Source organism: Azospirillum brasilense (genome assembly GCF_022023855.1).
Lineage (GTDB): Bacteria > Pseudomonadota > Alphaproteobacteria > Azospirillales > Azospirillaceae > Azospirillum > Azospirillum brasilense_F.
The window spans coordinates 687780-710048 of record NZ_CP059452.1 but is presented as its reverse complement, the minus strand read 5'-3'; the positions used below and the strand labels follow the sequence as shown (position 1 = coordinate 710048).

Here is a 22269-nt window from a genome sequence, read left to right as displayed (position 1 = left end):
GATGAGTGCAACGCCATTTCCGCGAAACCGAGCCGCTCTGGCGGCGGCGCCCGCTGCGGGCGCGCCGCCCGCCCGGCCACGGACGCCGCCGCTCCTGCGCAGCGCGGCCGACCTGACGCCCAGCTTGTTCGATCAGGTGGTGTGCGCCATCGGCCTGATCCTGCTGTGGGACGCGCTGCTGTCGGTGATGATGTCCGCGCCCTCGCAGCGCTTCATCCTGCGCGCGGGCGGCGCGCCGGAATCCTCCGGCGACACCATCAAGCAGCTCATCTTCGCCGGCCTCTACGCCACGGCCCTGCTGCGGATCGTCATGCTCCACGGCGTCCGGGCCTTCCGCTATCTCAGCATTCCCATGGCCCTCATGGTGGTGCTGGCCATCGCGTCCAGCCAATGGTCGCATGACCCGTCGCTGACCATCCGCCGCAGCGTGGCCCTGGTCGGCACGACCATCTTCGGCCTCTATGTCGGCCTGTCCTACGGCGAGGTCGCCCTGGCCCGGCTGATCCACCGCGCGGTCTTCGTGCTGGCGGTGCTGAGCGCGCTTCTGGCGGTCGGCCTGCCGAGCTACGGCCTGATGCCGGCGGAGCAGGGGTCGCAGTGGCGCGGCGTCTTCTCCCACAAGAACGGCCTGGGCGACGCCATGGCCTTCGGCCTGACCGCCGGGCTGTTCGTCCTGCGCTCCCGCCCGGTGACCGACACCTTGGCGCTGGTCTGGCGGCTGGGCACCTTCGCCATCATGGCTGGCTGCCTCGCCATGTCCGGCTCCGCCACGGCGCTGATCGTCGCCACGGCCGGCATGACCCTGGTGATGCTGGTGACCCACCGGCAGGACGCCGGGTCGCTGGCGTTGGAGCTGTACGGCGGCACCATGGTCATCATGCTGGCCGCCATCTTCGCGCTGCTGAACCTGGAAAGCATCACCGCGCTGCTCGGCCGCGACATCACGCTGACCGGGCGCACGCTGATCTGGGACTTTGCAATCCGGATGATCGAGCAGCAGCCGGTGCTGGGCTACGGCTTCAGCGCCTTCTGGTCGGGGCTGGACGCGCCGGGCGCGCTGTTCTGGCGCACCTCGGGCCGCTTCGACATCCACGCCCACAACGGCTTCATCCAGACGACGCTGGACGTCGGCCTGCTCGGCCTCGGCCTCTTCCTGGTGGCCTATGTGATCTACCTGTCGCGCATAGCCCGGATCGTCCCGGTCGACCGCAGCGGAGCGGCGCGCTGGCACATCGTCTTCGCCATGATGCTCCTGCTGGGCAACGTCGCCGAGAGCAGCCTGCTGATCCAGAACGGCCTGCTGTGGTTCCTCTTCACCGCCTTCCAGACGCGGCTGGCCAAGACGGTCCATGCCCACGTCCTGACCCCGCGTCCGGCGGCGGGACGGCGGCCCAAACTGCAGAACGGCATCCCAGTTGCGGAGTCGCGGTCATGATGTCGAGCGGCTTCGCCTTCTTCGCGACCCGGATCGCCGTCGGCATCCTGGGCTTCGCGGCGGTCGCGGTCTTCTCGCGCATCGTCACGCCGGAGGCCTACGGCCATTACGCGCTGGTGATGGCGGCGGCGGCGGCGATCAACGCCTGCGGCTTCTCCTGGATGGGCCTGTTCGTCCTGCGCAAATGCGGCGGCGACGCGGCCGAGCGGGACGCTTGGCTCTCCACCGTGGTCACCGCCTTCCTGGTGGTGGCCTGCGGGGTGCTCGCCATCCTGGGTACGGTGGTGGCCTTCTATCCGGGCATGAACGGCATCGACTATGTGCTGTATCTGCCGGTCATCGCGATCCTGATCTCCTGGTTCGACCTGTCGATCCAGATGTCGCGGGCGCGGCTGAAGGGCTCGGTCTTTGCGGCCAAGTCCTTCGCCAAGGCGCTGTTCGGGCTGGCGCTCGGCTCCGCCTTCGTGCTGATCGGCTGGAAGGAGGAGGGGCTGCTGCTCGGCACCAGCATCGGCTTCCTGCTGGTCACGGCGATCTGGCTGCGCTCCGACCTGAAGGGCATTTCGCTGCGCTGGCCGGCGCGGGAGCGGGTCGGGCTTCTGCTGACCTTCGGCGGCCCGCTGATGCTGAGCCTGATGGTCGGCTGGGCGCTCGATTTCGCCGATCGCTTCCTGATCTACTGGTTCATCGGCGAGGCGGCGGCCGGCGCCTACGCCATGGCCTTCGACCTCGCCAAGCAGCCGATCATGCTGGTGGCGTCGGCGGCCTCGCTGGTCACGCTGCCGATGGCGTCGCGCGCCTTCGACAGCGCAGGCCCGCGCGCCGCGCGCCCGATCATGGCGCAGAACCTGACGATCCTCCTGCTGGTCTGCCTGCCCCTGGTGCTGATGGAGGTGATCTCCGCCCAGGGCATCGTCGGGCTCCTGCTCGGCGAGGCGTACCGCGAAACCGGTGCGGCGATCATGCCGCTCGTCGCCCTGTCGGTCTTCATCAGCATCCTGCGCATCTACCACTTCGACCTGTCGCTGCACCTGACCAAGAAAACCGGTTACATCCTGAAGCTGACCATGCTGACGGCGGTGCTGAACGTCGGCGCCAACCTGTTCCTGATCCCCCGCTTCGGGGTGATCGGGGCGGCTTACGGCTCGCTGGCGGCCCAGCTCGGCTGGGTGGTGGCCGCGGTCATCCTGATGCCGCGGGCCGGTGTGCTGGCGGTGCCGGTGAAGGATCTTCTGAAGGTGACCACCGCCGCCCTGCTCTTCGCCGCCGGGCTGAAGATCACGGCGATGGAAAGCGACCTGCTGCTCGTCCAGCTCGCCCCGGCGGGCAGCCTCTATCTGCTGGCCCTGGCCGTGCTCAATCCCGCCAACCTGATGGGTCAGGTGCGGATCGCGCTGGCCCGGCTGAAACGCACCCGATCCCCGGCATGAACACCATGAACAGGCGTGAGGAAGGAACAGGCACCATGTCGAAAAAGCTGGTGGTTTGCGTGTGCACCTACCGCAGGCCGAAGGATCTTCACCGCACGTTGCTGTCGCTGGAGGGGCTGACCTTCAACCCCGACGCCCCGCTGGACGTCGAGGTGCTGGTGGTGGACAACGATCCGGCGCGCTCCGCCGAACCGCTGTGCCGCGAGATGGCGCAAGACTGGCGCTTCCCCATCCGCTACGCGGCGGAGCCGGTGCCGGGCATTCCCGCCGCCCGCAACCGCTGCCTGGACGAGACCACGGACGCCGACCTGATCGCCTTCATCGACGACGACGAGGTGGCGAGCCCCGGCTGGCTGGACTGGCTGGTCACCGCCATGGAGCGCACCGGCGCCGCCGTGGTCGCCGGCCCCGTCCTGCCGATCTACGAGAAGCGCCCGCCCGACTGGCTGACCAAGGGGCGCTTCCACGACCTGCAGCGCATGCCCACGGGCAGCGAGCCGGCCTATTGCGCCACCGGCAACGTGCTGTTCCGCCGCTCCATCCTGAAAGGCGGCGTGCGCTTCGACCCGGAGTTGAGCCTGTCCGGCGGCAGCGACGTGCTGTTCTTCGAGCAGATCCGCCGCCAGGGCCACCGCATCGTCTGGTGCGACGAGGCGACCATCGAGGAGCATGTGCCGGCCAGCCGCATGACGGCGCGCTGGATTCTGCGCCGCGCTTTCCGCCTGGGCACCTGCGTGTCGCTGACCGAGGCCAAGCTGAACGGCCAGCGCCGCACGCTGGTGAAGCGCTCCACGCTGGGGCTCGCGCACATCGCGCTGAACCTCGCTGCCCTGCCGCTGGTGCCGATGGTGATGGCCTTCGACACAAGCTGGCCGATCCGCCGGCTCCAGAAGATCTGCGTCGGCAGCGGCTATCTCTACGGCCTGATGGGCTTCCAATATCTGGAGTACAAGCGATGAAGGACGTTGCGGCGGAGGCCCCGCCCGTCACCGTCAGCGCGGTCATCCCGACGCGCAACCGCCCGCATCTCGTGCTGAACGCCGTGGAGAGCGTGCGCGCCCAGACGATCAAGGATCTGGAGATCGTCGTCGTCGTCGACGGGCCGGACCCCGCCACCGTGGCGGCGCTGGAGGCGGTGGAGGACCGCCGCCTGCGCATCGTGCAGAACCCGGCGTCGCTCGGCCCCGCGGGGGCGCGCAACGCTGGCGTGCAGGCGGCGCTCGGCGAGTGGATCGCCTTCCTGGATGACGACGATTCCTGGGCGCCGGAGAAGCTGGAACGGCAGCTCGCCGCCGCCAAGGCGTCGGGCGCCAAGCTGCCGGTGGTCTCCTGCAGCACCAGCGTCAGCATCGGCGAGCGCCGCTACGTCTGGCCGCAGCGCCGGCCGGAGCCGGGCGAGCCGATCAGCGACTATTTGATTGACCGCCGCAGCCCGCTGTCCCGCCCCGGCTATCTCGCCACCCCGACCATCATGGTGCCGCGCTCTCTGGCGCTCGCCGTGCCGATGCCGGACTACCGCCATTTCGAGGATTGGGGCTGGCTGTTCCGCGCGCTGGATCAACCCGGCGCGGAGTTGGTCTTCGTGGATGAGCCGCTGTGCTTCGTGGAGATCGACGAGGGCCGCGCCTCGCTGCATTCGGTCGACGACTGGCGGCAAGCCTTCGAGTGGGCGCGCACGCATCGTCCGCTGATGACCGGCAACGCCTACGCCGCCTTCCTGATGACCAAGGTCGTCGGCATGGCCCGCCGCGAGGGCGATTGGAACGCCGTCCGCCGCCTGCTGGCTGAGGCGACCCGGGCGGGCGATCCGAAGATGCGGCATTACCTGATGTTCTTCGGGACCTGCGTGGTGCCGCCGTCCTTCCACCGCAGGGTGCGCGCGGCGACCCATTCGGACGCCGCGACGGCGTGAGGCGCGGGGGGCGAAGTATTGCCCCCCTCCCCTTTTCACATCACCATGGCCAGCAGCAGCGGCAGCGTCAGGAACGACAGCGCCGTGGACCCCAGCACCATCCCGGCGACCTCCTGCGGCGCGTTGTTGTAGCGCAGCGCCCAGAGGTAGTTGAACACCGCCACCGGCATGGTGCTTTCCAGCAGAACGACGCCGCGCATCGTGCCCCCCAGGCCCAGCACCTCCACCACCGCCAGCCCGGCGGCGAAGCCGAGCAGCAGGCGCAGCGCCGACATAGCCAGCGACCGCATCATGCCCTGCATCCGCAGCCCCGCCAGAGCCACCCCCAGCGAGAACAGCATCAGCGGCACCGCGCAGTTGCCGAGCAGCGTCGTCGTGTTGGTCACCCATTGCGGCGGCTGGAAGCCGGTCATCAGGACCAGCACGGCCAGCGCGACCGCGTAGATCACCGGGGTGCGCAGCACCTGCTTGGCGTCCGTGCGCCCCGCCGCCAGGGCCGGGCCGATGGTGAACTGGAGGACGGCGAGCGTCGCGAAGAACAGCACCGCCAGCCCCATCCCGGTCTCCCCGAAGGCGAACAGGCAGATGGGGATGCCCATGTTGCCGCCGTTGGGGAAGCTGAGCGCCGGCAGATAGACGCGCAGCGGCAGGCGGCTGCCGAGCAGGATCGGCGTCGCCATCAGCCCGGCCAGCGCCATGCTGCCGACCGAGGCCACCGCCATGGTCAGCAGGTCGTCCCCGCCCAGCGTCAGGCGGGCCAGCGAGGAGAAGACCAGGCAGGGGGTGGAAACGTTGATCGCGAAGGTGGTGATGAAGGCGCTGTCGTAGGGCAGCTTGGCGCGGCTCCAGCCGAAGCCGAGGGCGGCGATCAGGAACACCGGCACGACGACGGCGGCGATGCTGGACAGGGGGGCGAGCAGGTCCATGGTCAACGCGCAGCCTGCTTGCTTGCGGTGTGGAACCAGCCCAACCCATCCTCGGTCCGGGCGCGGGGCCGGTACTCGCAGCCGATGAAGCCGCGGTAGCCGGTGTCGGCCAGAACCTCGAACAGATAGGGATAGTGGACCTCGCCGCGGTCGGGCTCCTGCCGGTCGGGCACGCCGGCGATCTGCACATGGGCGGTGAGGTCGGCGTTGGCCCGGATGCGGGTGGCGAGGTCGCCCTCGCTGATCTGGCAATGGTAGAGGTCGAGCTGGAGCTTCAGGTTCGGCGCCCCCACCGCCGTGATCACGCGACGGGCCAGCCCGGTGCTGTTCATCAGATAGCCCGGCATGTCGCGGTTGTTGATCGGCTCCACCAGCAGCGTCAACCCGGCCTCCGCACAGGCCGCCGCGGCATGGCGGAGGTTGTCCGTGTAGAGCGCCAGAGCTGCATCGTGCCCCTGTCCCTCCGGCGGGATGCCGGCCATGCAGTGCAGCAGCCGGTTGCCCAGCACCTTGGCGTAGGCGATGGCGGTCGCCACGCCCTCGCGGAACTCCACCTCGCGACCGGGCAGGCTGGCAATGCCGCGCTCCCCCGCCGCCCAGTCGCCGGGCGGCAGGTTGAACAGCGCCTGGGTCAGCCCATGGGCGTCCAGGGCCGCCTTGATCCGCTCCGCTGGGGTATCGTAGGGGAACAGGAACTCCACAGCGTCGAAGCCGGCCGCCGCCGCCGCGCCGAACCGCTCCAAGAAGGGCCGCTCGGTGAACATCATGGACAGGTTGGCGGCGAACTTCATGGCGTCCGTCCCCCGGTTCTTATCGGCATGGTCCCCTCCCGCGTCGTCTGGGCCGCCGTGGCGGCTGGTTGTTCCGACAATGCAGCAGGCGGACGGTCCCGACAATCGCCGGCCCATGCCGCACACGCTTGTCAGGTGACCGCCCTTACCGGTTGCACGACATTGCGGGGGACACGCACAGTGCACGGCCCTTTGCCGAAGCCGGACCCGACGGATGATGAAGCAACTCGCCTCCACCGCCCAGACCCTCCTTCTGGCCGCCCTGGGTGGCGGGCTGTTCGCCGTCGCCGGGCTTCCCGCGGCGTGGCTGATGGGGGCGATGACCGCGGTGGCCGGCGGGGCGCTCGGCGGACTGAAACTCCGCCTGCCCTCCCCGCTCGGCACCGCCGCCTTCGTTCTGCTGGGCATCTCCATGGGCGCCGGGGTGACGCCCGACACGCTGCACCAGATGGCCTCCTGGCCGCTCAGCATGGCGCTCCTCGCTGGATCGGTGATGGCCTGCCTCTACGCCTGCTCGGCGTGGCTGGAGCGGGTGCACCGCTGGGACCCGGCAACCGCGCGCTACGCCGCCGTCCCCGGCGCGCTGGGCGCGGTGCTGGTGTTGGCGGCGGAGAGCCGGGCCGATCTGCCGCGGGTGGCGCTGGCGCAGAGCCTGCGGCTGTTCGTCCTGGTCGCCGCCATGCCCTGGCTGTTGGACCTGGTGTCGTCCACGCCGGGTCTGCCGCCCCGCCCTGCCCTATCCGACCCGGCGGGCGCCCTGCCCGAACTGGCGTTGCTGGTCGGGGCCAGCGCCCTGGCGGGCCTGCTGTTCCAGAAGCTGCGCGTGCCCGGCGGCGTGCTGCTCGGCGCCATGCTGGGGAGTGCGGTGCTGCACGGCAGCGGCCTCGTGGACCACCGCTTGCCGGGCTGGCTGCTCAACGCGGGCTTCGTGGTGACCGGGGCGATGATCGGGTCGCGCTTCGCCGGAGTCACGCTGGCCTCCCTGCGGGCGGCGCTACGCCCGTCACTGGAAAGCGTGGCGCTAGCGCTCGTCCTGTCCTCGGTCTTCGCCTGGGCAGGGGCGTGGTTGCTCGGCCTCCCCTTCGGCCAGCTCTGGCTCGCCTACGCGCCGGGCGGGGTGGAGGCGATGACCATCGTGGCCTTCGTGCTCGGCCTCGACACCGCCTTCGTCGGCACGCACCACGTCGTGCGCTTCGCCGGGCTGGGCTTCCTGGCCCGCTGGTGGCAGCCCCGCCGCGGCTGAGCAGGCGCTTTACAGCCCGTCAAAGAGAAGCTGCGCCGGCGGTTCGGCTTTCCGCTTTTTCTTCTTCTCCTTGAGCGCCTTCTCCGCAGCCGGCTTGTCCTCCGCTGCCTTCTCCTCGGCCACCGCATCCTGGGTGTCCGGGTTCAGGGCCATCTCAACCCGCTCTAGGGGAGCCGGTTCGGGCACGGGCGCTTCCGGGGCCGCCTCGACCGGCTCGGGCGCGTGGGCCGGTTCTTCCGGAACCGGCGCTGCGGCAGGAGGCACGTCCTCCGCCACGGCCTCCTGAACCGGCTCGACCACCGGTTCCTCGACCGCCGGTTCCTCGGCCGGCTTGGCCGCCTTTTTCTTCTTCGGACGGGATGGGCGCGGTTCAATGCCCACCCCGTCCTTGACGCGGGCCTTGGCCTTGTCGCGGGCGACGGCCTCTGGCGCGTTCGGGTCGTCGTTCAGCCATTTGCCGCGCTTGATGACCTCGTTCACGCGGCCCTGGTTGACGCTGAGCTGGAACGCGATTTCCTGCTGCGTCATGTCGGTGGTGCGGTGAAGCTCCAGAATCTGCGCGGCAAGTTCCGGGGTCATCTTCTTGCCGACGACGCGCCGCGCCGGGCGGATCGACCGCTGGGCCTTGTCGCGCTCACGCAGCTTGCCCAGGATCTCCAGGGCCTCCGTGTTGCCCGCCGTCTTCAAGGCTTCTTCGAATTCCTTGAGCGTCGCCACCCGTTCCTCCTGCCACCATCCACCCGCGGCGACGCCATCGCATCGCCGGCCTACAAGACCGACTATACATGGAATCGCGCGGGCGGTTGAGAAGGCTCTTGAGAGGATATCCACAGAATGGCACGGCCGGGAGGAGACGGCGATGCGACGCTATTAGACGTCTAATCGCCGGGAGCCATCATTCGCCGGGATACTGTTTCTCCTTCAGGAAGCGCGCGAGGTGGGCGGCGTTGCGCGCGGCCATGGCCGAGGTGGAGACCACCTTATCGGGTACCTTGTCCAGGTCCTGGAAATCGGTCTTCTGCATCGCCTCCCCCACCCAGTAGCAGACGGCGTTGGCGGCAAGCGTGAAGCCGACATCGTTCAGCGCCTGGAACAGCTCCGCCGAGACATGGTGGGCACCATCCTCGTTGCCGACGACGGCCACCAGCGCGACCTTGCCGTAGGACACCATGCGGCCCTGGTCGTCCGTCTCGCCCAGGAAGGCGTCCATGCGCTCCAGCACCCGCTTGCACACGCTGGACGGCTGGCCCATCCAGATCGGCGTGCCGAGAATGAGGATATCCGCCTCCAGCACTTGGCGGCGCAGGTCCGGCCATGCATCGCCCGGCCCCTCGTCCGAAGTGACCCCGGGCTTAACGTCATGATCGGCGACGCGGACCGGCGCGCCCACCTCGACCCCATGGGCGGCAAGGTCCTTCTGGAGCAGGCCGATCATCGCGTCGGTCGAGGAGGGCTTTCCCGACGACTTCAGGGTACAGTTGAGCGCGAAGGCTTTGATCGGCATGGTGCTCTCCGGATGCGATCCACCGCCTGCCGGCGGTGACGGGAAGCAACATCCCGCCCCGGCAAACGTTGCGGCTTCCAGAATACGGCCACCGAAAACATGACCACCGAATTGCCCCGGCACAGCCCATCCGCCATCGGATAGGATGCGGTGGACAGAACCACAACGGAGGAACAGCAATGCCGACCATGACCGTCCGACCCCTGTGCCTTGCCGCGGCGCTGGCCGGGTCCCTGGCGCTGGCCGGATGCGCCGGAAACTCGACGGGGCTCGGGCTGAACCTCGTCTCGCAGGAACAGCTCGTCGAGCTTGGCCAACAGGACTGGCAACGCCTGATCCAGTCGACCCCGGCCACCGCCAACGCCAGTTACCAGCGCCGCGCCGAGCAGATCTCGGCCCGCCTGCTGCGCGCCGCCTCGCTCGATCCCGCCGGTTGGGAGGTCCGCGTGTTCCAGGGCCAGGAGGCCAACGCCTTCGCCCTTCCCGGCCAGAAGATCGGCGTCTATGAGGGGCTGTTCCAATACGCCAAGACCGACGCGCAGCTCGCCGCCGTCATCGGTCACGAGATCGCCCACAATCTGGAGGGCCACGCCGCCGAGCGGGTGAGCACCCAGATGGCCACCGACGCCGGCACCAGCATCCTGGGGGCCGTGGCCGGAGCGAGCGGGGTCGGCGGCAGCGAGATGATCGCCGCGGCGCTGGGCACCGGCGCGCAATACGGCCTGCTGCTGCCCTATTCCCGCAACCAGGAGCTGGCGGCCGACCGCGCCGGCCTGCTGATGATGGCCCGCGCCGGCTACGACCCGCAGGCGGCCATCGAGCTGTGGCAGAACATGAAGCAGGCGGGGGCCGAGCAGCCGACCTTCATGTCCACCCACCCCGGCACGGCGGACCGCATCGCCGCCTTGCAAAAGCTGATGCCCGAGGCGAAGGCGGCCTACAAGCCGAGCTGACCGGAGCAGCGGGTGGTGCCGCGGTCGCACCACCCGCCGAGCGTTTCCCGCGAGAAAATTTTCTCGCCGAATGTTGACTCCCCTCCCCTGCCCCGGAGTCAACATTCCGTCTTGACCGCACTCCGGCGCCGCGCAAAAGTGGCCTCGGGGCAAGGCAGGGGAATGAACCATGCGCGGCGAGGACATCAAGGCGTTCCGGGAAGGCCGGACGCTGAACCAGCCGGATTTCGCGGCTTGGCTGAACGAAAAACTCGGCCGGAAATACGACAAGGCGAAGATCTCGCGCTGGGAGAACGGCAGCGAGAAGATCCCCGCTCCGGTCATTTCCCTGCTGCTGCAGGAGAAGATCGGAACGGTGACGCAGCATGGCCCGGCGCTGATCTGTGCCGCGGCCAACCGCAAGGGCGGCGTGGGGAAGACGGCCTTCACCGTCAACACCGCCACCCTGCTCGCACGGCACTTCAAGGTGCTGCTGATCGACGCGGACCCGCAGGCCAACGCCACCATCCATCTCGGCATCAACTCCATCGAGCGCGAGCGCGAGGAAAAAACCCTCTACTACGCGCTGAAAGCGTCCGTGGAGGCGCTGAAATCGCGGGGGAGAAACTTCGACCTCGGCGACTACATCGTCACCACCGACAGCGGGCTGGACGTGATCCCCAGCGGCATGCGGCTGGGCGACGCGGAGGCGGAGCTGCAAAGCCAGTCCTCGGGGGACTGCGCGCTCCGTGAATGCCTGGATGGCGGGGCGCGGCAGAGCTATGATTTCATCTTCGTGGACACCCCGCCGCATTTCGGCATGCTGGCGCGCAACGCGCTGACCGCCGCCAACACCGTCGCCATTCCCTGCCAGACGGAGATGCTGAGCGTCGCCGGCGTGGAGTTCCTGCTGGAGAACCTGGACATGATCCGCCGCCGGGCAAACCCGGGGGTCAGCGTGCTCGGCATCCTGCCGACGATGTTCAACGCGCGGCTGACCCAGGATCAGGCGTCGCTGGACGACATCCGCAACCTGTTCGGCGCGAAGCTGCGCGTCTTCGGCCCGATCCCGCGGGCGACCGTCTACGCCCAGGCGGTGGCCGCCGGGCGCGCCGCGCTGGAGGCGGTGCCGGACGCGCCGGGCTACGAGGTTTATCAGGCCGTCGCCGACGCGCTGATCCAGGAACGTGCCCGCATGCCGGAGGTGATGGCCCATGTCGCGTAAACTGGCCCGGACGAACACCGGTGTGCTGGCCACCGCCGCGGCCGAGCGCCAAGCCCGCGAGGACGGGCAGGGCTTCAACCGCCGCGGCCCGGTCGTCGTGGAGATCGACGTCGGCCGCATCGTCACCAACCCCGACCAGCCCCGCCGCCATTTCGACGAAGCGGACATGGAGGCGCTGAAATCCTCCATCGCGCAGCATGGGCTGGCGCAGCCGGTCGGCGTGCAGCAGTTGGGCGACGGCCGCTTCCAGCTCGTCTTCGGGGAGCGGCGCTTCCGCGCCGTGCGGGCGCTCGGCCACCCGACCATCTACGCCGTCACCGTCACCGGCGCGTCGGACGAGCTGGCGCTGATCGAGAACGTCGTCCGCGCCGACCTGTCGCCCTTCGAGGAGGGCGACGCCTACGCCCGGCTGATGGAGCGCCATGGCTACCGGCAGGAGGATGTCGGGCGGATCGTCGGCAAGGACCGGGTGGACATTTCCCGCGCGCTCCTCATCAGCCGCCTGCCGCAGCGCATCCGCGATGAGTATCCGCTGCATCGCCCGGCGCGTTACCGGCTGGTGGAGATCGCCCGGCTGAAAGGGGAGGGCGAACAGCTGCGCGGCTGGGACGCGCTGGTCACGGAGATGACCCGGCGCTCCGCCGACGAGGAGACTCCGGCGCCCGTGGCGGCAAAGCCCCGCAGCAACGCGCTTCCCACCGGCAGCGCTCTGCCGAAGCCACTGGCGAAGGTGGTGTTCGGGGCGCGCCAGACCGTCGCCAGCGTCCGTGAACAGGGTTTGGCGCTGGCGGACATCGACCGGGAGACGCTCCGCGCGATCCGCGACGACATCGACGCGATCCTCGGCGCCGGGGAGGGCAGGGGAGGGGAGTAAAAAAGACGGCTCCGCGAGAAAATTTTCTCGCGGAGCCGGGGCTGCCGTTGCGGTTCAGTGGCTTTCCGACACCACCAGCGCAGCCGGGCTCCGGGCGCTGTCCAACGATTGCAGCAGGTTCGTGCGGGCCATCACCAGCAGCAGGTCCGTCTGGGTCACCACCCCCAGCAGTCCGCCGCTCCCATCCACGATGGCGACCTCGTGCGTGCTCTCGTCCGACAGTGGGCCGAGCAGGCGGAAGGCTGGGGTTTCCGGGCCGGCGGTCACCGGCGGGGCCATCACCGAGGCCACCGTCGCGGCGTTCCCGACCAGATGCTGGTGCCCGACCAGACCAACCACCACGTTGCGCCGGTCCACCACCGGCAGGGTGCGGAAGCTGTGCTCGATCAGGCGGGCACGGGCCACCTCCGGATGAGCCTCCGCACTCACCGTCACCACATCGCGGGCCATGATATCGCCGCAGGTGATCCCGCCGTGCATCCGCTCCATGGCGTGAAGTTCGGCCTTCTCCAGAAGGGCGCTCAGGTCGTCGCGGTTGACGTCCAGCGCCTCCCCCAACTCGCGGATCGCCTCGTCCAGGTCGTCGGCGGTCAGGCCGCCGCGCGTCCGGGCGGGCGGATCGGCGGTGCCATGGCTGTTGGCCGGCTTGGGCGGCGCCCGGTGCGGGTAGGAATGGCCGGAGAAGCGGTGGAACGTCCAGCCTGCCAGCACCAGAAGGATGGAGTTGACGGCCACCGGATAGAACACGAACTGCATCCCCGACGCCGCGACCGCCGGTCCACCGATCACCGCGGTCAGCGCGGCGGCGCCGCCCGGCGGGTGCAGACAGCGCGTCATCGACATGGTCGCGATGGCCAGCGCCACCGCCACGCCGCCGGCCAGCATCGGGTCGGGGATCAGCGCCGCAACCATCACCCCGACCAGCGCCGACAGGGTGTTGCCGCCGATGATCGACCAGGGCTGAGCCAGCGGACTGGCCGGCACCGCGAACAGCAGAACCGCCGACGCCCCCATGGGCGCCACCAGGGCCGGCGCGCTGGTGATGTGGGTCAGCAGGTTGTGGCAGAGCAGGCCCGTCGCGGCGAGGCCGAGCATGGCGCCGCAGCAGGCGATCAGCCGGTCCTTCAGGTTCGCGCCGGGCAGGATGGGCCTGAACAGGGCAAGGCGGCGGCGGTTTTCGCGTTTCTTCAGCAGAGTGATTTTCCAGCGGCGCAGCAGGAGCCGTATCTCGCGGTGCATTCGGCCCGGTCCCTCCCAAGGTTTCGGCGTGCGGCGGCAGGATAGAACCTCAAGCTAAGTTGAGGTCAAACGGAAAGTGCCGGGCCGCTTTACCGTTTCCGCGCGGTGTTGCCGCCATCGGACAGCGAATCCGGGACACGCGCCTTGACCGGGGGCAAGGGGGCGATCCCGTCCAGCGCCTCCTTCAATCCCAGCACGCGCTCCACCGACGCCTTCCACTGGGCGACGGTCGCCAGATTGTCGATGGGCCAGGACAGCGCCGCGACGGCCTGCTGGAAGGCTTGCGCGGTCTGCATCATCATCCCCAGCGTGATGGCCCCCGCGACGTAGCGGGGCGCCACCACCAGGATGGGAAAGACCGTGGACAGCACCGAATAGGACGCGCCGAAGGCCATCACGCGGACCAGCGCGGCGGTCTGCCGCTCCCAGCCACGGCGCACCCCGCCGAACAGCAGGGCCATCCGGCTGCGCTCGACGGCCTCGCCATGCTGCCGGGCGATGACCGGGGCGTTCTCGCGAACCCGCGCCAGCCCGAAGCGGAAATCGGCCTCCAGCCCTTGCCGGCGCTCCGCCGCGCGGACGAGCGGCCGGGCGACGGCGATGGCCGCGGCTGTCCCGGCGGCGGAGAAGGCCAAGGCGAGGAGGAGCAGATGGCCGGGCACCGGAACGCTCACGCCGCCGAGCGTGACATGCACGACACCGGAAAGTTGCCACAAAATACTGGAGAAGCTGATCAGAAGCAGCAGGCAGTAGGTCAACGAATGGCCCAGGTCGATGGCGAGTTCGGTGACGATTCGGACGTCCTCGGCGATGCGTCCGTCCGGATTGTCATGGTCGCCTGGACGGGAGGGGAGGGCCAGTTCGCGCCCGTCGGACAGCCAACCGCTGACCAAGCGCCGGGTCAGCCACGCCCGCCAACCGAACTGGATGCGCCGCTTCACCCACAGATGTGACACGGTGACGGCGATGTTGAACAGCAGAATGCCGCCGGCCGCCGCAGCCATGACCGGCAAACGGTCCATCGCCCGCTGCTCCAGCGCGTCGAACAGGCGCTGGCTCCACAGGTTCAACATGACCGGGACCGACACCTGCGCCACCGTCAGGGCCAGAAGAGCCGCCGTCAGCAGCCATACCGACCAGCGGTCCCGCCCCGCCCAGTAGCCCCCAGCCAGCCCGGCGAAACGCCGGACAAAGCCGGAGGCGGCTCTCAGGGAAATCCTACTCACCATGACCGACCATCCCGGCCGCCCAACCGAGACGCCTTTTGCTCAGGCGCCTCGGTTCAGCCTACCACCCTTCCGGTGGAGGGGAACCGGAACAAGCGGCGATCCCCTCATCCCGCCGGATCAGGCGGCCCGGACGGTGGCGATGAAGCTGCGCACCTCGCTGCGCAGGCGCACGGCCTCGGCGGCCAGTTCCTCCGACGTGCCGTGGACATGACTGGCGGCGCTGCCGGTCTCCGACACCGCCGTGCTGACGCCGGCGATGTTGCGCGACACCTCCTCCGTCCCCTGGGCGGCCTGGGAGACGCTGCTGGCGATCTCGCGGGTCGCGGCGGCCTGCTCCTCGATGGCGGCGGCGATGGTTGTGGCGATCTCGCTCATCCGGGCGATGGTCTGGCCGATGCTGCCGATGGCCTTCTGCGCGCCGCCGGTGGTCTGCTGGATCTCCTGCACCTTCGACTGGATCTCGTCGGTCGCCTTGGCGGTCTGGTTGGCCAGCGCCTTCACCTCGCCCGCCACCACGGCGAAGCCCTTGCCCGCCTCGCCGGCCCGCGCCGCCTCGATGGTCGCGTTCAGCGCCAGCAGGTTCGTCTGGGCAGCGATGCCGCTGATGATCTCCACCACCTGCCCGATCTGCTCGGCGGCGGTGACCAGGGCGCACATGGTGCGATCGGCGCCTTCCGCGTCGGTCACCGCCTGACCGGCGATGCGGGTGGAGATCTCCACCTGCTGGCCGATTTCGGCGATGGAGGCCGACAGCTCCTCCGTCGCGCTGGCGACGGTCTGCACGTTGGCCGACGCCTCCTCGGAGGCGGAGGCGACCAGCAGCGAGCGCTCGCTGGCGTCCGACGCGGTGCCGGACAGGGTGCTGGCGGCGTTGTGCATGCCGCCGGCGGCGCTCGCCACCGCCTCGACGATGCCCTGGACGGTCGCTTCGAAGGTGTCGGCCATGCGGATCATGGTGGCGCGGCGCTGCTCGGTGGCTTGGCGTTCGGCCTCCTCCTGCGCCTTGCGCATGCGCTCCATCTCCTCGGCGTTCGACTTGAAGACTTGGAGGGCGCGGGCCAGCGCCCCGATCTCGTCCTTTCGCCACCCCTCGTCCACCTGCACCGTCCGGTCGCCTTCGGCCAGCCGGCCCATCGCCCCGGTTATGGCGCCAAGCGGACGGGTGATCGCCCGCGAGATCATCCAGGCCAGCAGCAGGCCCAGCGCCACGGCGGCGGCGGTCACCGCGGCGCCCTGCCGCTCGGCGGCGGTCACCGCGGCGGCGGCGCTGACCTCCAGCCCCTTCAGGACCTCGGTGGAGTGCTGGCGGATCGACCCGATCTTCCCATTGATCTGGGCGCCGGCGCGGGTCAGCGTGTCGGCGTTGACGCGTGTCATCTCCTCGGCGATGGCGGCGATGCGCTCGATGCCGGCGGTGTAGCGCGGCAGCTTGGCGAGCACCTCGGTGCGCTTGGCGGCGCCCGGGGAGTCGGCCCAGCCCTTGGCTTCGCCCTCGACGTCGGCAGCCACTGACGCCAGATCCTGGCGGATGCGGACCAGATCCTCGGGCTTCGTCTCGGTCACGAAGCGTGCGACCAGAACGCGCACCAGCAGATACTGCTCGCTGACGCCCGCGGCCTGAACGGTGCGGTCCAGATTGCCGGTCTGCCGTTCCGCCGTCACCAGATCGCTCAACGTCCGGCGAATGTCGGCGCCCAGCTTGTTGACCACCTCCGCAACGATGCCGTCCCGTTCCGTGCGCAGGGCGACCAGACGGTCGAAGCCGGTCAGGAAGTCCCGCTCCAGCCCGCGGATCTCCTCCACCGCCTGACGATCGGCCGAATCGCCGATGCCGGGGGCCGCCTTGTCCAACTGCCGGCGGAACTCGCCGGCTGTCGCGCGGAATCGGTTGGCCGCGCCGTCCGTGCCGGAAACGAGAAACTCCGCTGCCGCTCCCAGCGCGTCGGACAGCGCGGTATCGGCCTCTCCCAACGTCACCGTGATGTTGGACTGCGCCGCGTAGCTGCGCAGCGCTGTATCGTTGGACCGAAGGCCGCTCCAGGAAACCGCTCCCAACGTGACCAGAAGGGCCAGCGTGACCCCGAAGCCGGTGTAGACCTTGGTTGCGGTGCGCAAATTCGCGAAGGCACGAAGGGAGGTGGTCATGATGGGATGTCCTGCCTGGGGTATTTTTTGTTCGGCGTCGGTCGCCCGCACCGGATCAAATCATTCTCAAATTCCGTACCAACTCCCAATCTCCGCGCAATTGCTGTTCCACCCAGCAAAAATCCCGAGTGGGCTGCGCGGTTGTTCCTTCCCAACCGTTGCAATTTGCCAACGCGCTCCCATCCGTGTCGCAAATTGCTACGCCCACGTCGGCAAGTTGCGAATGGGAACGCCGGAACCATCCCGATGTTGAGGGCCGATGTTGAGGCCCCATGTTGAGGGAAGCGCCGCCGGAGCGCAGACTGGGATCCCGCACACGCACGGAACAACGAGAGGTCGGTCATGCCGGACAGCAAGCATTTCGCTCCGCCCGGACCCATCGGGTTTGGTGGCGCTCCGCTCGGCAACATGTTCGAGGAGGTGCCGGACGACGTGGCGGAGGCCACGCTGGCCGCCGCCTGGGACGCCGGCATCCGCTATTTCGACACGGCGCCGGAGTATGGCCCCGGCATATCGGAGCACCGGTTCGGCCATGTCCTGCGCAACCGTCCGCGCGACGACTTCGTCCTGTCCACCAAGGTCGGGCGCCTGCTGCGCGCCGATTCCAGCAAGGGCGGCCAGCACGGCCCCTTCGTGAAGGGGCTGCCCTTCCGGGTGGACTACGACTACACCGCCGACGGGGTGCGCCGCTCCATCGAGGACAGCCTGCAACGGCTGGGCATGGCGCGCATCGACATCGCCTACATTCATGACTGCGCGGAGGACGCCCACGGCGACCGCTGGCTGGAGGTGTTCGACACCGCCATGAAGGGCGCCGCCGTGGCCCTGACCCGGCTTCGCGAGGAGGGCGTGATCCGCGGCTGGGGTCTGGGCGTCAACCGGGTGGAGCCCTGCGTGATGGCGCTGGAGCGGGCCGACCCGGACGTCTTCCTGCTGGCCGGGCGCTACAGCCTGCTGAACCAGCCGGCGCTGGACACCCTGTTCCCGCGCTGCCAGGAACGCGGCGTCCACGTCGTGGTCGGCGGCCCCTACAACTCCGGCCTGATCGCCGGGGGCAAGAACTTCGAGTACCAGGAAGCCCCGCCGGACAAGGTGGCGGCACGCGACCGTCTGGCCGAGATCGCCAAACGGCACGGTGTGGACCTGCGGGCGGCGGCCCTGCAATTCTGCGCGGCGCACCCGGTCGTCGCCTCGGTCATTCCGGGCACCAAGAACCCGCCGCGCGTCCATGAGAATGTCGCGTTGATGAAGCAGCCGATCCCGGCTGACTTCTGGCGGGAGCTGAAACAGGCCGGCGTCCTGCCGGAGCAGGCCCCGACTCCCGCCTGAGACGCCGGCCTAATCGTCCATGCGAACGGCGGCGGCGATCCAGTGGCGGAAGCTCTGCATCGCCGCCGTCTCGGGACGGGAGTGCAGGCGGGTCAGCCAGTAGCGGCCCGCCGGCACTTCGATGGCGAAGGGGCGGACCAGCCGGTCGGTGACGAGGTCGTGCCCGAACAGCCGCGCGGGCAGCAGCGCCACCCCGGCGCCCATCGCGGCGGCGGCGGCGATGGTGGGGGAGGAGTCGAAGACCGGGCCGCGGATGGCCGGGCAGGGCACCCCGGCCAACGCGAACCAGCGCTGCCACTCCTCGACCCGGTAGGAGCGCAGCAGCACCTCGCGCGCGAGGTTCGCCGGGCTGGACAGCCGCTGCGCCAGCGCCGGAGCGCAGAGCGGGGTCAGCGGGGCGTCGAGCAGCGGCACCGCCTCCACCCCGTGCCAGGAGCCGTCGCCGAAACGGATGGCGAAGTCCAGCCCCTCACCGGCCAGATCGACCCGGTTGTTGTTGGTCAGGATGCGCAGATCGACCGCCGGGTTCGCGGCGGTGAAGGCCGGCAGGCGCGGCAGCAGCCAGCCCGTGGCGAAGGTTCCCACCACCCCGACCGTCAGCACCTCGTGGTAGCGCCCGTCGGCGAAGCGGTCGAGAGTCGCGCCGATCCGTTCGAAGGCGTCCATCAGCACCGGCACCAGCGCCGCCCCCTCGTCGGTCAGGGCGAGGCCGCGCGGCAGGCGGCGGAACAGGGTGACGCCGAGCCGCGATTCCAGCGTGCGGATCTGCTGGCTGACCGCCGCCTGACTGACGCACAGTTCCAGCCCGGCGCGGGTGAAGCTGAGATGGCGGGCCGACGCCTCGAAGGCGCGGAGCGCGTTGAGCGGAAGCTGTGGACGGGCCATGGACAGCTATAAGTTTTTCTTGTGGCTTGTGAAAACTATCATCGTTTGTCCGAGCGCCGGGAGATTTTTATCGTCCGTCCATCGACACGGCATGACACGAGGACACGATGATCGGACGGCGGGCTTTCCTGGCCGCGGCGGGCGGCGTGACGCTGCTGGCGGCGACCGGCGCGAGGGCGGAGAAACCCAGGAAATTCGGGGACAAAAGGCTGGCGGACGCGATCGCCGCGCTGGAAAAGCGCAGCGGCGGGCGGCTGGGCGTGGCGGTGCTCGACACCGGCACCGGCCAGCGCTTCGGGCATCGCGCGGACGAGCGCTTCCCGATGTGCAGCACCTTCAAATTTCTTTTGGCTGGCGCTGTCCTGAAGCGGGTGGACGAGGGGCGCGAACGGCTGGACCGACGCATCCCGGTGACCAAGGCGGACCTCGTCCCCTACGCCCCCTTCGCCGAAACCCGCCTCGACGGCCCGCCCCCGACGGTGGCCGAACTGTGTGAGGCGACGATGACGCTCAGCGACAATGTGGCGGCGAACCTGCTGCTGCCGGCGGTGGGCGACCCCGCTGGGCTGACCGCCTTCCTGCGCACGCTGGATGACCAAAAGACACGGCTGGACCGCAACGAGCCGTCGCTGAACAGCGCCATTCCCGGCGACCCGCGCGACACCACCACGCCCGCGGCGATGGTCCACAGCATGGAGCGGCTGATGCTGGGCGACGCGTTGACCCCGGCGTCGCGCGAGCAGCTCATCGCCTGGATGGTCGCCAACCGGACCGGTGACAAGCGCCTGCGCGCCGGGCTGCCGAAGGGCTGGCGCGTCGGCGACAAGACCGGCACCGGCGTGCGCGGGACGGCCAACGACATCGGCATCGTCTGGCCGGAGGGTAGGGCGCCCCTGCTCATCACCAGCTACCTGACAGAGACGGCCGACGCCTTCAAGGAACGGGACGCCATCCACGCCGGCGTGGCCCGCGCGGTCGCCGACGCCCTCAAGGGCTGATCGCATTTGAAATCCCCTCTCCCCTCCGCTCACGCGCAAACGAAGTTTGCGCTGACGCGACAGGCGGACCTCTGGTCCGCCGAAACCGGGGGAGAGGGCTATGAAGGTCAAGTGCGATTGCCTTGAACGACCGCCCCCTGCGGCATGTCGTCACTGGGGTTTACCCTAAGAAGTGTAGGGATGCCCCCAATGGGAGTGGGGGCAGGGCGCCGGTACCCTTCGCACCGTAGGGCCGCGGTTCGTCGCGGCCGAAGGAATCAGGTGCGAAGAGGCCAGCCATGGACCGATCAAGGCGCAACTTCTGCCTCGGCGCCGGCGCCGCGACCATCGGCGCCGCGACGGTGGGAGCGATGCCTGCCGCCGCAGCGCCCGGCGCTGCGTCGCTCCGCCGGGACGGCGATCCGGCGCATCGCTGGGCGATGGTGGTGGACACACGCAAATGCGTGGGCTGCCAAGCCTGCACGGTCGCCTGCATCATGGAGAACGACGTCCCGGAAAACAGCTTCCGCACCATCGTCTCCACCTACGAGGTGACCGAGCAGGGCAAGGCCGGCAGCTACATGCTGCCGCGCCTGTGCAACCACTGCGAGGACCCACCCTGCATCCCCGTCTGTCCGACTGGCGCGACCTTTCAGCGCCGGGACGGCATCGTCGTGGTGGACAACACCGTCTGCGTCGGCTGCGCCTACTGCGTCCAGGCCTGCCCCTACGACGCGCGTTTCATCAACCACGAGACCCAGACCGCCGACAAATGCACCTTCTGCGTCCACCGCGTGGAGGCCGGGCTGCTGCCCGCCTGCGTGGAGACCTGCGTCGGCGGCGCCCGCATCTTCGGTGACCTGAACGATCCGGACAGCGCCGTCGCCACCCTGCTCCGCGAGGAGAACCCCAAGGTGCTGAAGCCGGAGCAGGGGACCCAGCCGCGCGTCTTCTACCTCGGCCTCGATCCCCGCTTCCAAGGGAAGGTTGACGGCACGCCGACGCTCTGGCGGCCCAGCAGCGAGACCCACGCCCAAAAGGAGCACGCGTGATGGACAACCACATCGTCGAGGTCATCAACGTGACCCGCGAGGTCGCGTGGCTTCCCTGGGCCGTGCAGTATTTCTTCCTGATCGGCCTGTCGGTCGGCGGCCTGCTGCTCAGCCTGCCCGGCTACGCCTTCGCCCGGGAGGGCTGGCGCAAGCTCGGGCGCACCGCCCTGCTGGTGGCGCTGACCTGCGGGCTGGCCGCACCGGTGGCGCTGCTGTCGGACCTCCACCAGCCCGGCCGCTTCTGGCACTTCTACGTCGTGCTGCGTCCGACGTCGTGGATGTGGTGGGGCTCCGTCTTCATCCCGTTCTACGTCACGGGCCTGCTGGTCTACGGCTGGGCGTGCTTCCGCGAGGAGTTGCAGGCGCATGGCCGGGTGGACAGCCGCCTTGCGGCGCTCTACCGGCTGGCGTCGCTGGGCGGCGGGCGCAGCGACGCGCTGATCCGCGCCGCCGGCCTGTTCGCCCTGGCCGGCGCGCTCCTCGTCGCCCTCTACACCGGGGCTGAGGTCGCGGTGGTCAAGGCGCGCCCGCTGTGGCACACGCCCTTCCTGCCCGTGCAGTTCCTGATGACCGCGCTGGCCGGCGCCGCCGGTTTGGTGCTGGTGCTGAACCGCTTCGCCGCCGGCAACGACCGCGCGGTGGAGGTGCGGGCGAACCGGCTGCTCGCCGGCTTCCTGGGCGGGGTCATGCTGGTCGGAGGGCTGTGGCTGGCGCTCGGCCTGTTCGGGCTGGACGCCACCCACGCGGAGGCGCTGGGCAGCGTCGCCGGGTCGGAGGCGTGGCGTGTCACCGCCGTCTGGGCCGTCGCCGCTACCGCGCTGCCCTTCGCCATCGCCGTCGCCAAGCCCGCCGGAACGGGGCTGCTGACCGGGCTGATCGCCCTGCACGGCGCCTGGATGTTCCGCTGGACCGTGTTCATCGGCGGCCAGACCGTGCCGAAGACCGGCGCCGGCTTCTACGACTACGCGCTGCCCGCCGGTCCGGAGGGGCTGCTGGGGATCGTCGGAACGGCGGGACTCTGGCTGTTCCTGCTGATCGCTCTCACCGCCGTCCTGCCTTCCCCGCGCCGCCCGGCGCCCGGTCCGGTCCGCGCGCCTCAGGCGCCCGCCGGAACCGTGGCCGCCGCCGAGTGAACGGAGCA

The 22269-nt window shown here is 69.6% G+C and carries 19 protein-coding genes and 1 pseudogene; 12 read left to right on the top strand and 8 right to left on the bottom strand.

Annotation, left to right across the window (positions count from 1 at the left end; translation table 11 throughout):
* Position 1: 1 nt before the first annotated feature.
* From H1Q64_RS29570 to H1Q64_RS29555, 4 genes are read left to right on the top strand one after another with little or no spacing between them, the layout of a single operon-like run.
* Positions 2 to 1435 (top strand): O-antigen ligase family protein, encoded by a 1434-nt coding sequence (locus H1Q64_RS29570; protein ID WP_237907435.1) that lies wholly within the window; start codon positions 2 to 4, stop codon positions 1433 to 1435.
* Positions 1432 to 2865, top strand: coding sequence for a lipopolysaccharide biosynthesis protein (locus H1Q64_RS29565; RefSeq protein ID WP_237907434.1), 1434 nt, complete (start codon positions 1432 to 1434; stop codon positions 2863 to 2865). Before H1Q64_RS29570 ends, H1Q64_RS29565 begins: the two co-directional genes overlap by 4 nt.
* Before the next feature lie 35 nt (positions 2866 to 2900).
* Positions 2901 to 3824, top strand: a complete 924-nt coding sequence (locus H1Q64_RS29560; RefSeq protein ID WP_051140669.1) for a glycosyltransferase family 2 protein — start codon at positions 2901 to 2903, stop codon at positions 3822 to 3824.
* A complete protein-coding gene (locus H1Q64_RS29555) occupies positions 3821 to 4777 on the top strand; it encodes a glycosyltransferase family 2 protein (protein ID WP_237907433.1) in 957 nt (318 codons plus the stop codon). Before H1Q64_RS29560 ends, H1Q64_RS29555 begins: the two co-directional genes overlap by 4 nt.
* Positions 4778 to 4812: 35 nt before the next feature.
* Here the strand turns inward: H1Q64_RS29555 and H1Q64_RS29550 are convergent, their stop codons facing one another.
* Together H1Q64_RS29550 and otnI are read right to left on the bottom strand one after the other, a co-directional pair.
* Positions 4813 to 5703 (bottom strand): AEC family transporter, encoded by an 891-nt coding sequence (locus H1Q64_RS29550; RefSeq protein ID WP_237907728.1) that lies wholly within the window; start codon positions 5701 to 5703, stop codon positions 4813 to 4815.
* Between the two features lie 2 nt (positions 5704 to 5705).
* Positions 5706 to 6494, bottom strand: a complete 789-nt coding sequence (otnI, locus tag H1Q64_RS29545) for a 2-oxo-tetronate isomerase (RefSeq protein ID WP_237907432.1) — start codon at positions 6492 to 6494, stop codon at positions 5706 to 5708.
* Positions 6495 to 6708: 214 nt separating this feature from the next.
* Here otnI and H1Q64_RS29540 point away from each other — a divergent pair, with 214 nt between their 5' ends.
* Positions 6709 to 7737 (top strand): AbrB family transcriptional regulator, encoded by a 1029-nt coding sequence (locus tag H1Q64_RS29540; protein WP_237907431.1) that lies wholly within the window; start codon positions 6709 to 6711, stop codon positions 7735 to 7737.
* Between the two features lie 303 nt (positions 7738 to 8040).
* On the opposite strand, the pseudogene H1Q64_RS29535 reads toward H1Q64_RS29540, so the two are convergent.
* Both H1Q64_RS29535 and H1Q64_RS29530 read right to left on the bottom strand, forming a co-directional pair.
* Positions 8041 to 8454: pseudogene (locus H1Q64_RS29535) on the bottom strand (hypothetical protein); the annotation flags it as partial.
* Between the two features lie 178 nt (positions 8455 to 8632).
* Positions 8633 to 9241, bottom strand: a complete 609-nt coding sequence (locus tag H1Q64_RS29530) for a flavodoxin family protein (RefSeq protein ID WP_237907430.1) — start codon at positions 9239 to 9241, stop codon at positions 8633 to 8635.
* A 188-nt stretch (positions 9242 to 9429) separates the two neighbouring features.
* Here H1Q64_RS29530 and H1Q64_RS29525 point away from each other — a divergent pair, with 188 nt between their 5' ends.
* From H1Q64_RS29525 to H1Q64_RS29515, 3 genes are all read left to right on the top strand, one after another.
* Positions 9430 to 10194, top strand: coding sequence for a M48 family metallopeptidase (locus H1Q64_RS29525; protein ID WP_237907429.1), 765 nt, complete (start codon positions 9430 to 9432; stop codon positions 10192 to 10194).
* Positions 10195 to 10363: 169 nt separating this feature from the next.
* A complete protein-coding gene (locus H1Q64_RS29520; protein ID WP_237907428.1) occupies positions 10364 to 11398 on the top strand; it encodes an AAA family ATPase in 1035 nt (344 codons plus the stop codon).
* Complete coding sequence (locus H1Q64_RS29515; protein ID WP_237907427.1) at positions 11388 to 12272, top strand: ParB/RepB/Spo0J family partition protein; 885 nt, start codon at positions 11388 to 11390, stop codon at positions 12270 to 12272. Before H1Q64_RS29520 ends, H1Q64_RS29515 begins: the two co-directional genes overlap by 11 nt.
* A 54-nt stretch (positions 12273 to 12326) precedes the next feature.
* Here H1Q64_RS29515 and H1Q64_RS29510 read toward each other — a convergent pair whose 3' ends face one another.
* The 3 genes from H1Q64_RS29510 to H1Q64_RS29500 all read right to left on the bottom strand — a co-directional run bounded on the left by H1Q64_RS29510 (position 12327) and on the right by H1Q64_RS29500 (position 16885).
* Positions 12327 to 13511 (bottom strand): HPP family protein, encoded by a 1185-nt coding sequence (locus H1Q64_RS29510; RefSeq protein WP_237907426.1) that lies wholly within the window; start codon positions 13509 to 13511, stop codon positions 12327 to 12329.
* An 89-nt stretch (positions 13512 to 13600) separates the two neighbouring features.
* On the bottom strand, positions 13601 to 14740 hold the full coding sequence (locus H1Q64_RS29505) for an SbmA/BacA-like family transporter (RefSeq protein WP_237907425.1): 1140 nt from the start codon (positions 14738 to 14740) through the stop codon (positions 13601 to 13603).
* 117 nt (positions 14741 to 14857) lie between these two features.
* Positions 14858 to 16885, bottom strand: coding sequence for a methyl-accepting chemotaxis protein (locus H1Q64_RS29500; RefSeq protein WP_237907424.1), 2028 nt, complete (start codon positions 16883 to 16885; stop codon positions 14858 to 14860).
* Positions 16886 to 17227: 342 nt separating this feature from the next.
* Between H1Q64_RS29500 and H1Q64_RS29495 the strand changes: the two genes are divergently transcribed.
* Positions 17228 to 18214: an aldo/keto reductase gene (locus H1Q64_RS29495; protein ID WP_237907423.1), complete on the top strand. Its 987-nt coding sequence runs from the start codon at positions 17228 to 17230 to the stop codon at positions 18212 to 18214.
* A 9-nt stretch (positions 18215 to 18223) separates the two neighbouring features.
* On the opposite strand, the gene H1Q64_RS29490 is transcribed toward H1Q64_RS29495, so the two are convergent.
* On the bottom strand, positions 18224 to 19099 hold the full coding sequence (locus tag H1Q64_RS29490; RefSeq protein WP_237907422.1) for a LysR family transcriptional regulator: 876 nt from the start codon (positions 19097 to 19099) through the stop codon (positions 18224 to 18226).
* Positions 19100 to 19206: 107 nt separating this feature from the next.
* Between H1Q64_RS29490 and bla the strand changes: the two genes are divergently transcribed.
* The 3 genes from bla to nrfD all read left to right on the top strand — a co-directional run bounded on the left by bla (position 19207) and on the right by nrfD (position 22261).
* The gene (gene bla, locus H1Q64_RS29485) at positions 19207 to 20097 is read left to right on the top strand and encodes a class A beta-lactamase (RefSeq protein ID WP_237907421.1); all 891 of its coding nucleotides are present in this window, start codon (positions 19207 to 19209) and stop codon (positions 20095 to 20097) included.
* A gap of 278 nt (positions 20098 to 20375) precedes the next feature.
* On the top strand, positions 20376 to 21128 hold the full coding sequence (gene dsrO, locus H1Q64_RS29480; RefSeq protein WP_237907420.1) for a sulfate reduction electron transfer complex DsrMKJOP subunit DsrO: 753 nt from the start codon (positions 20376 to 20378) through the stop codon (positions 21126 to 21128).
* A complete protein-coding gene (gene nrfD, locus H1Q64_RS29475; RefSeq protein WP_237907419.1) occupies positions 21128 to 22261 on the top strand; it encodes an NrfD/PsrC family molybdoenzyme membrane anchor subunit in 1134 nt (377 codons plus the stop codon). Before dsrO ends, nrfD begins: the two co-directional genes overlap by 1 nt.
* Positions 22262 to 22269 lie beyond the last annotated feature (8 nt).

Coding starts and splice junctions, on each gene's coding strand:
- H1Q64_RS29570 (WP_237907435.1), top strand. CDS start 2: ATGAGTGCAACGCCATTTCCGCGAAACCGAGCCGCTCTGGCGGCGGCG.
- H1Q64_RS29565 (WP_237907434.1), top strand. CDS start 1,432: ATGATGTCGAGCGGCTTCGCCTTCTTCGCGACCCGGATCGCCGTCGGC.
- H1Q64_RS29560 (WP_051140669.1), top strand. CDS start 2,901: ATGTCGAAAAAGCTGGTGGTTTGCGTGTGCACCTACCGCAGGCCGAAG.
- H1Q64_RS29555 (WP_237907433.1), top strand. CDS start 3,821: ATGAAGGACGTTGCGGCGGAGGCCCCGCCCGTCACCGTCAGCGCGGTC.
- H1Q64_RS29550 (WP_237907728.1), bottom strand. CDS start 5,703: ATGGACCTGCTCGCCCCCCTGTCCAGCATCGCCGCCGTCGTCGTGCCG.
- otnI (WP_237907432.1), bottom strand. CDS start 6,494: ATGAAGTTCGCCGCCAACCTGTCCATGATGTTCACCGAGCGGCCCTTC.
- H1Q64_RS29540 (WP_237907431.1), top strand. CDS start 6,709: ATGATGAAGCAACTCGCCTCCACCGCCCAGACCCTCCTTCTGGCCGCC.
- H1Q64_RS29530 (WP_237907430.1), bottom strand. CDS start 9,241: ATGCCGATCAAAGCCTTCGCGCTCAACTGTACCCTGAAGTCGTCGGGA.
- H1Q64_RS29525 (WP_237907429.1), top strand. CDS start 9,430: ATGACCGTCCGACCCCTGTGCCTTGCCGCGGCGCTGGCCGGGTCCCTG.
- H1Q64_RS29520 (WP_237907428.1), top strand. CDS start 10,364: ATGCGCGGCGAGGACATCAAGGCGTTCCGGGAAGGCCGGACGCTGAAC.
- H1Q64_RS29515 (WP_237907427.1), top strand. CDS start 11,388: ATGTCGCGTAAACTGGCCCGGACGAACACCGGTGTGCTGGCCACCGCC.
- H1Q64_RS29510 (WP_237907426.1), bottom strand. CDS start 13,511: ATGCACCGCGAGATACGGCTCCTGCTGCGCCGCTGGAAAATCACTCTG.
- H1Q64_RS29505 (WP_237907425.1), bottom strand. CDS start 14,740: ATGGTGAGTAGGATTTCCCTGAGAGCCGCCTCCGGCTTTGTCCGGCGT.
- H1Q64_RS29500 (WP_237907424.1), bottom strand. CDS start 16,885: ATGACCACCTCCCTTCGTGCCTTCGCGAATTTGCGCACCGCAACCAAG.
- H1Q64_RS29495 (WP_237907423.1), top strand. CDS start 17,228: ATGCCGGACAGCAAGCATTTCGCTCCGCCCGGACCCATCGGGTTTGGT.
- H1Q64_RS29490 (WP_237907422.1), bottom strand. CDS start 19,099: ATGGCCCGTCCACAGCTTCCGCTCAACGCGCTCCGCGCCTTCGAGGCG.
- bla (WP_237907421.1), top strand. CDS start 19,207: ATGATCGGACGGCGGGCTTTCCTGGCCGCGGCGGGCGGCGTGACGCTG.
- dsrO (WP_237907420.1), top strand. CDS start 20,376: ATGGACCGATCAAGGCGCAACTTCTGCCTCGGCGCCGGCGCCGCGACC.
- nrfD (WP_237907419.1), top strand. CDS start 21,128: ATGGACAACCACATCGTCGAGGTCATCAACGTGACCCGCGAGGTCGCG.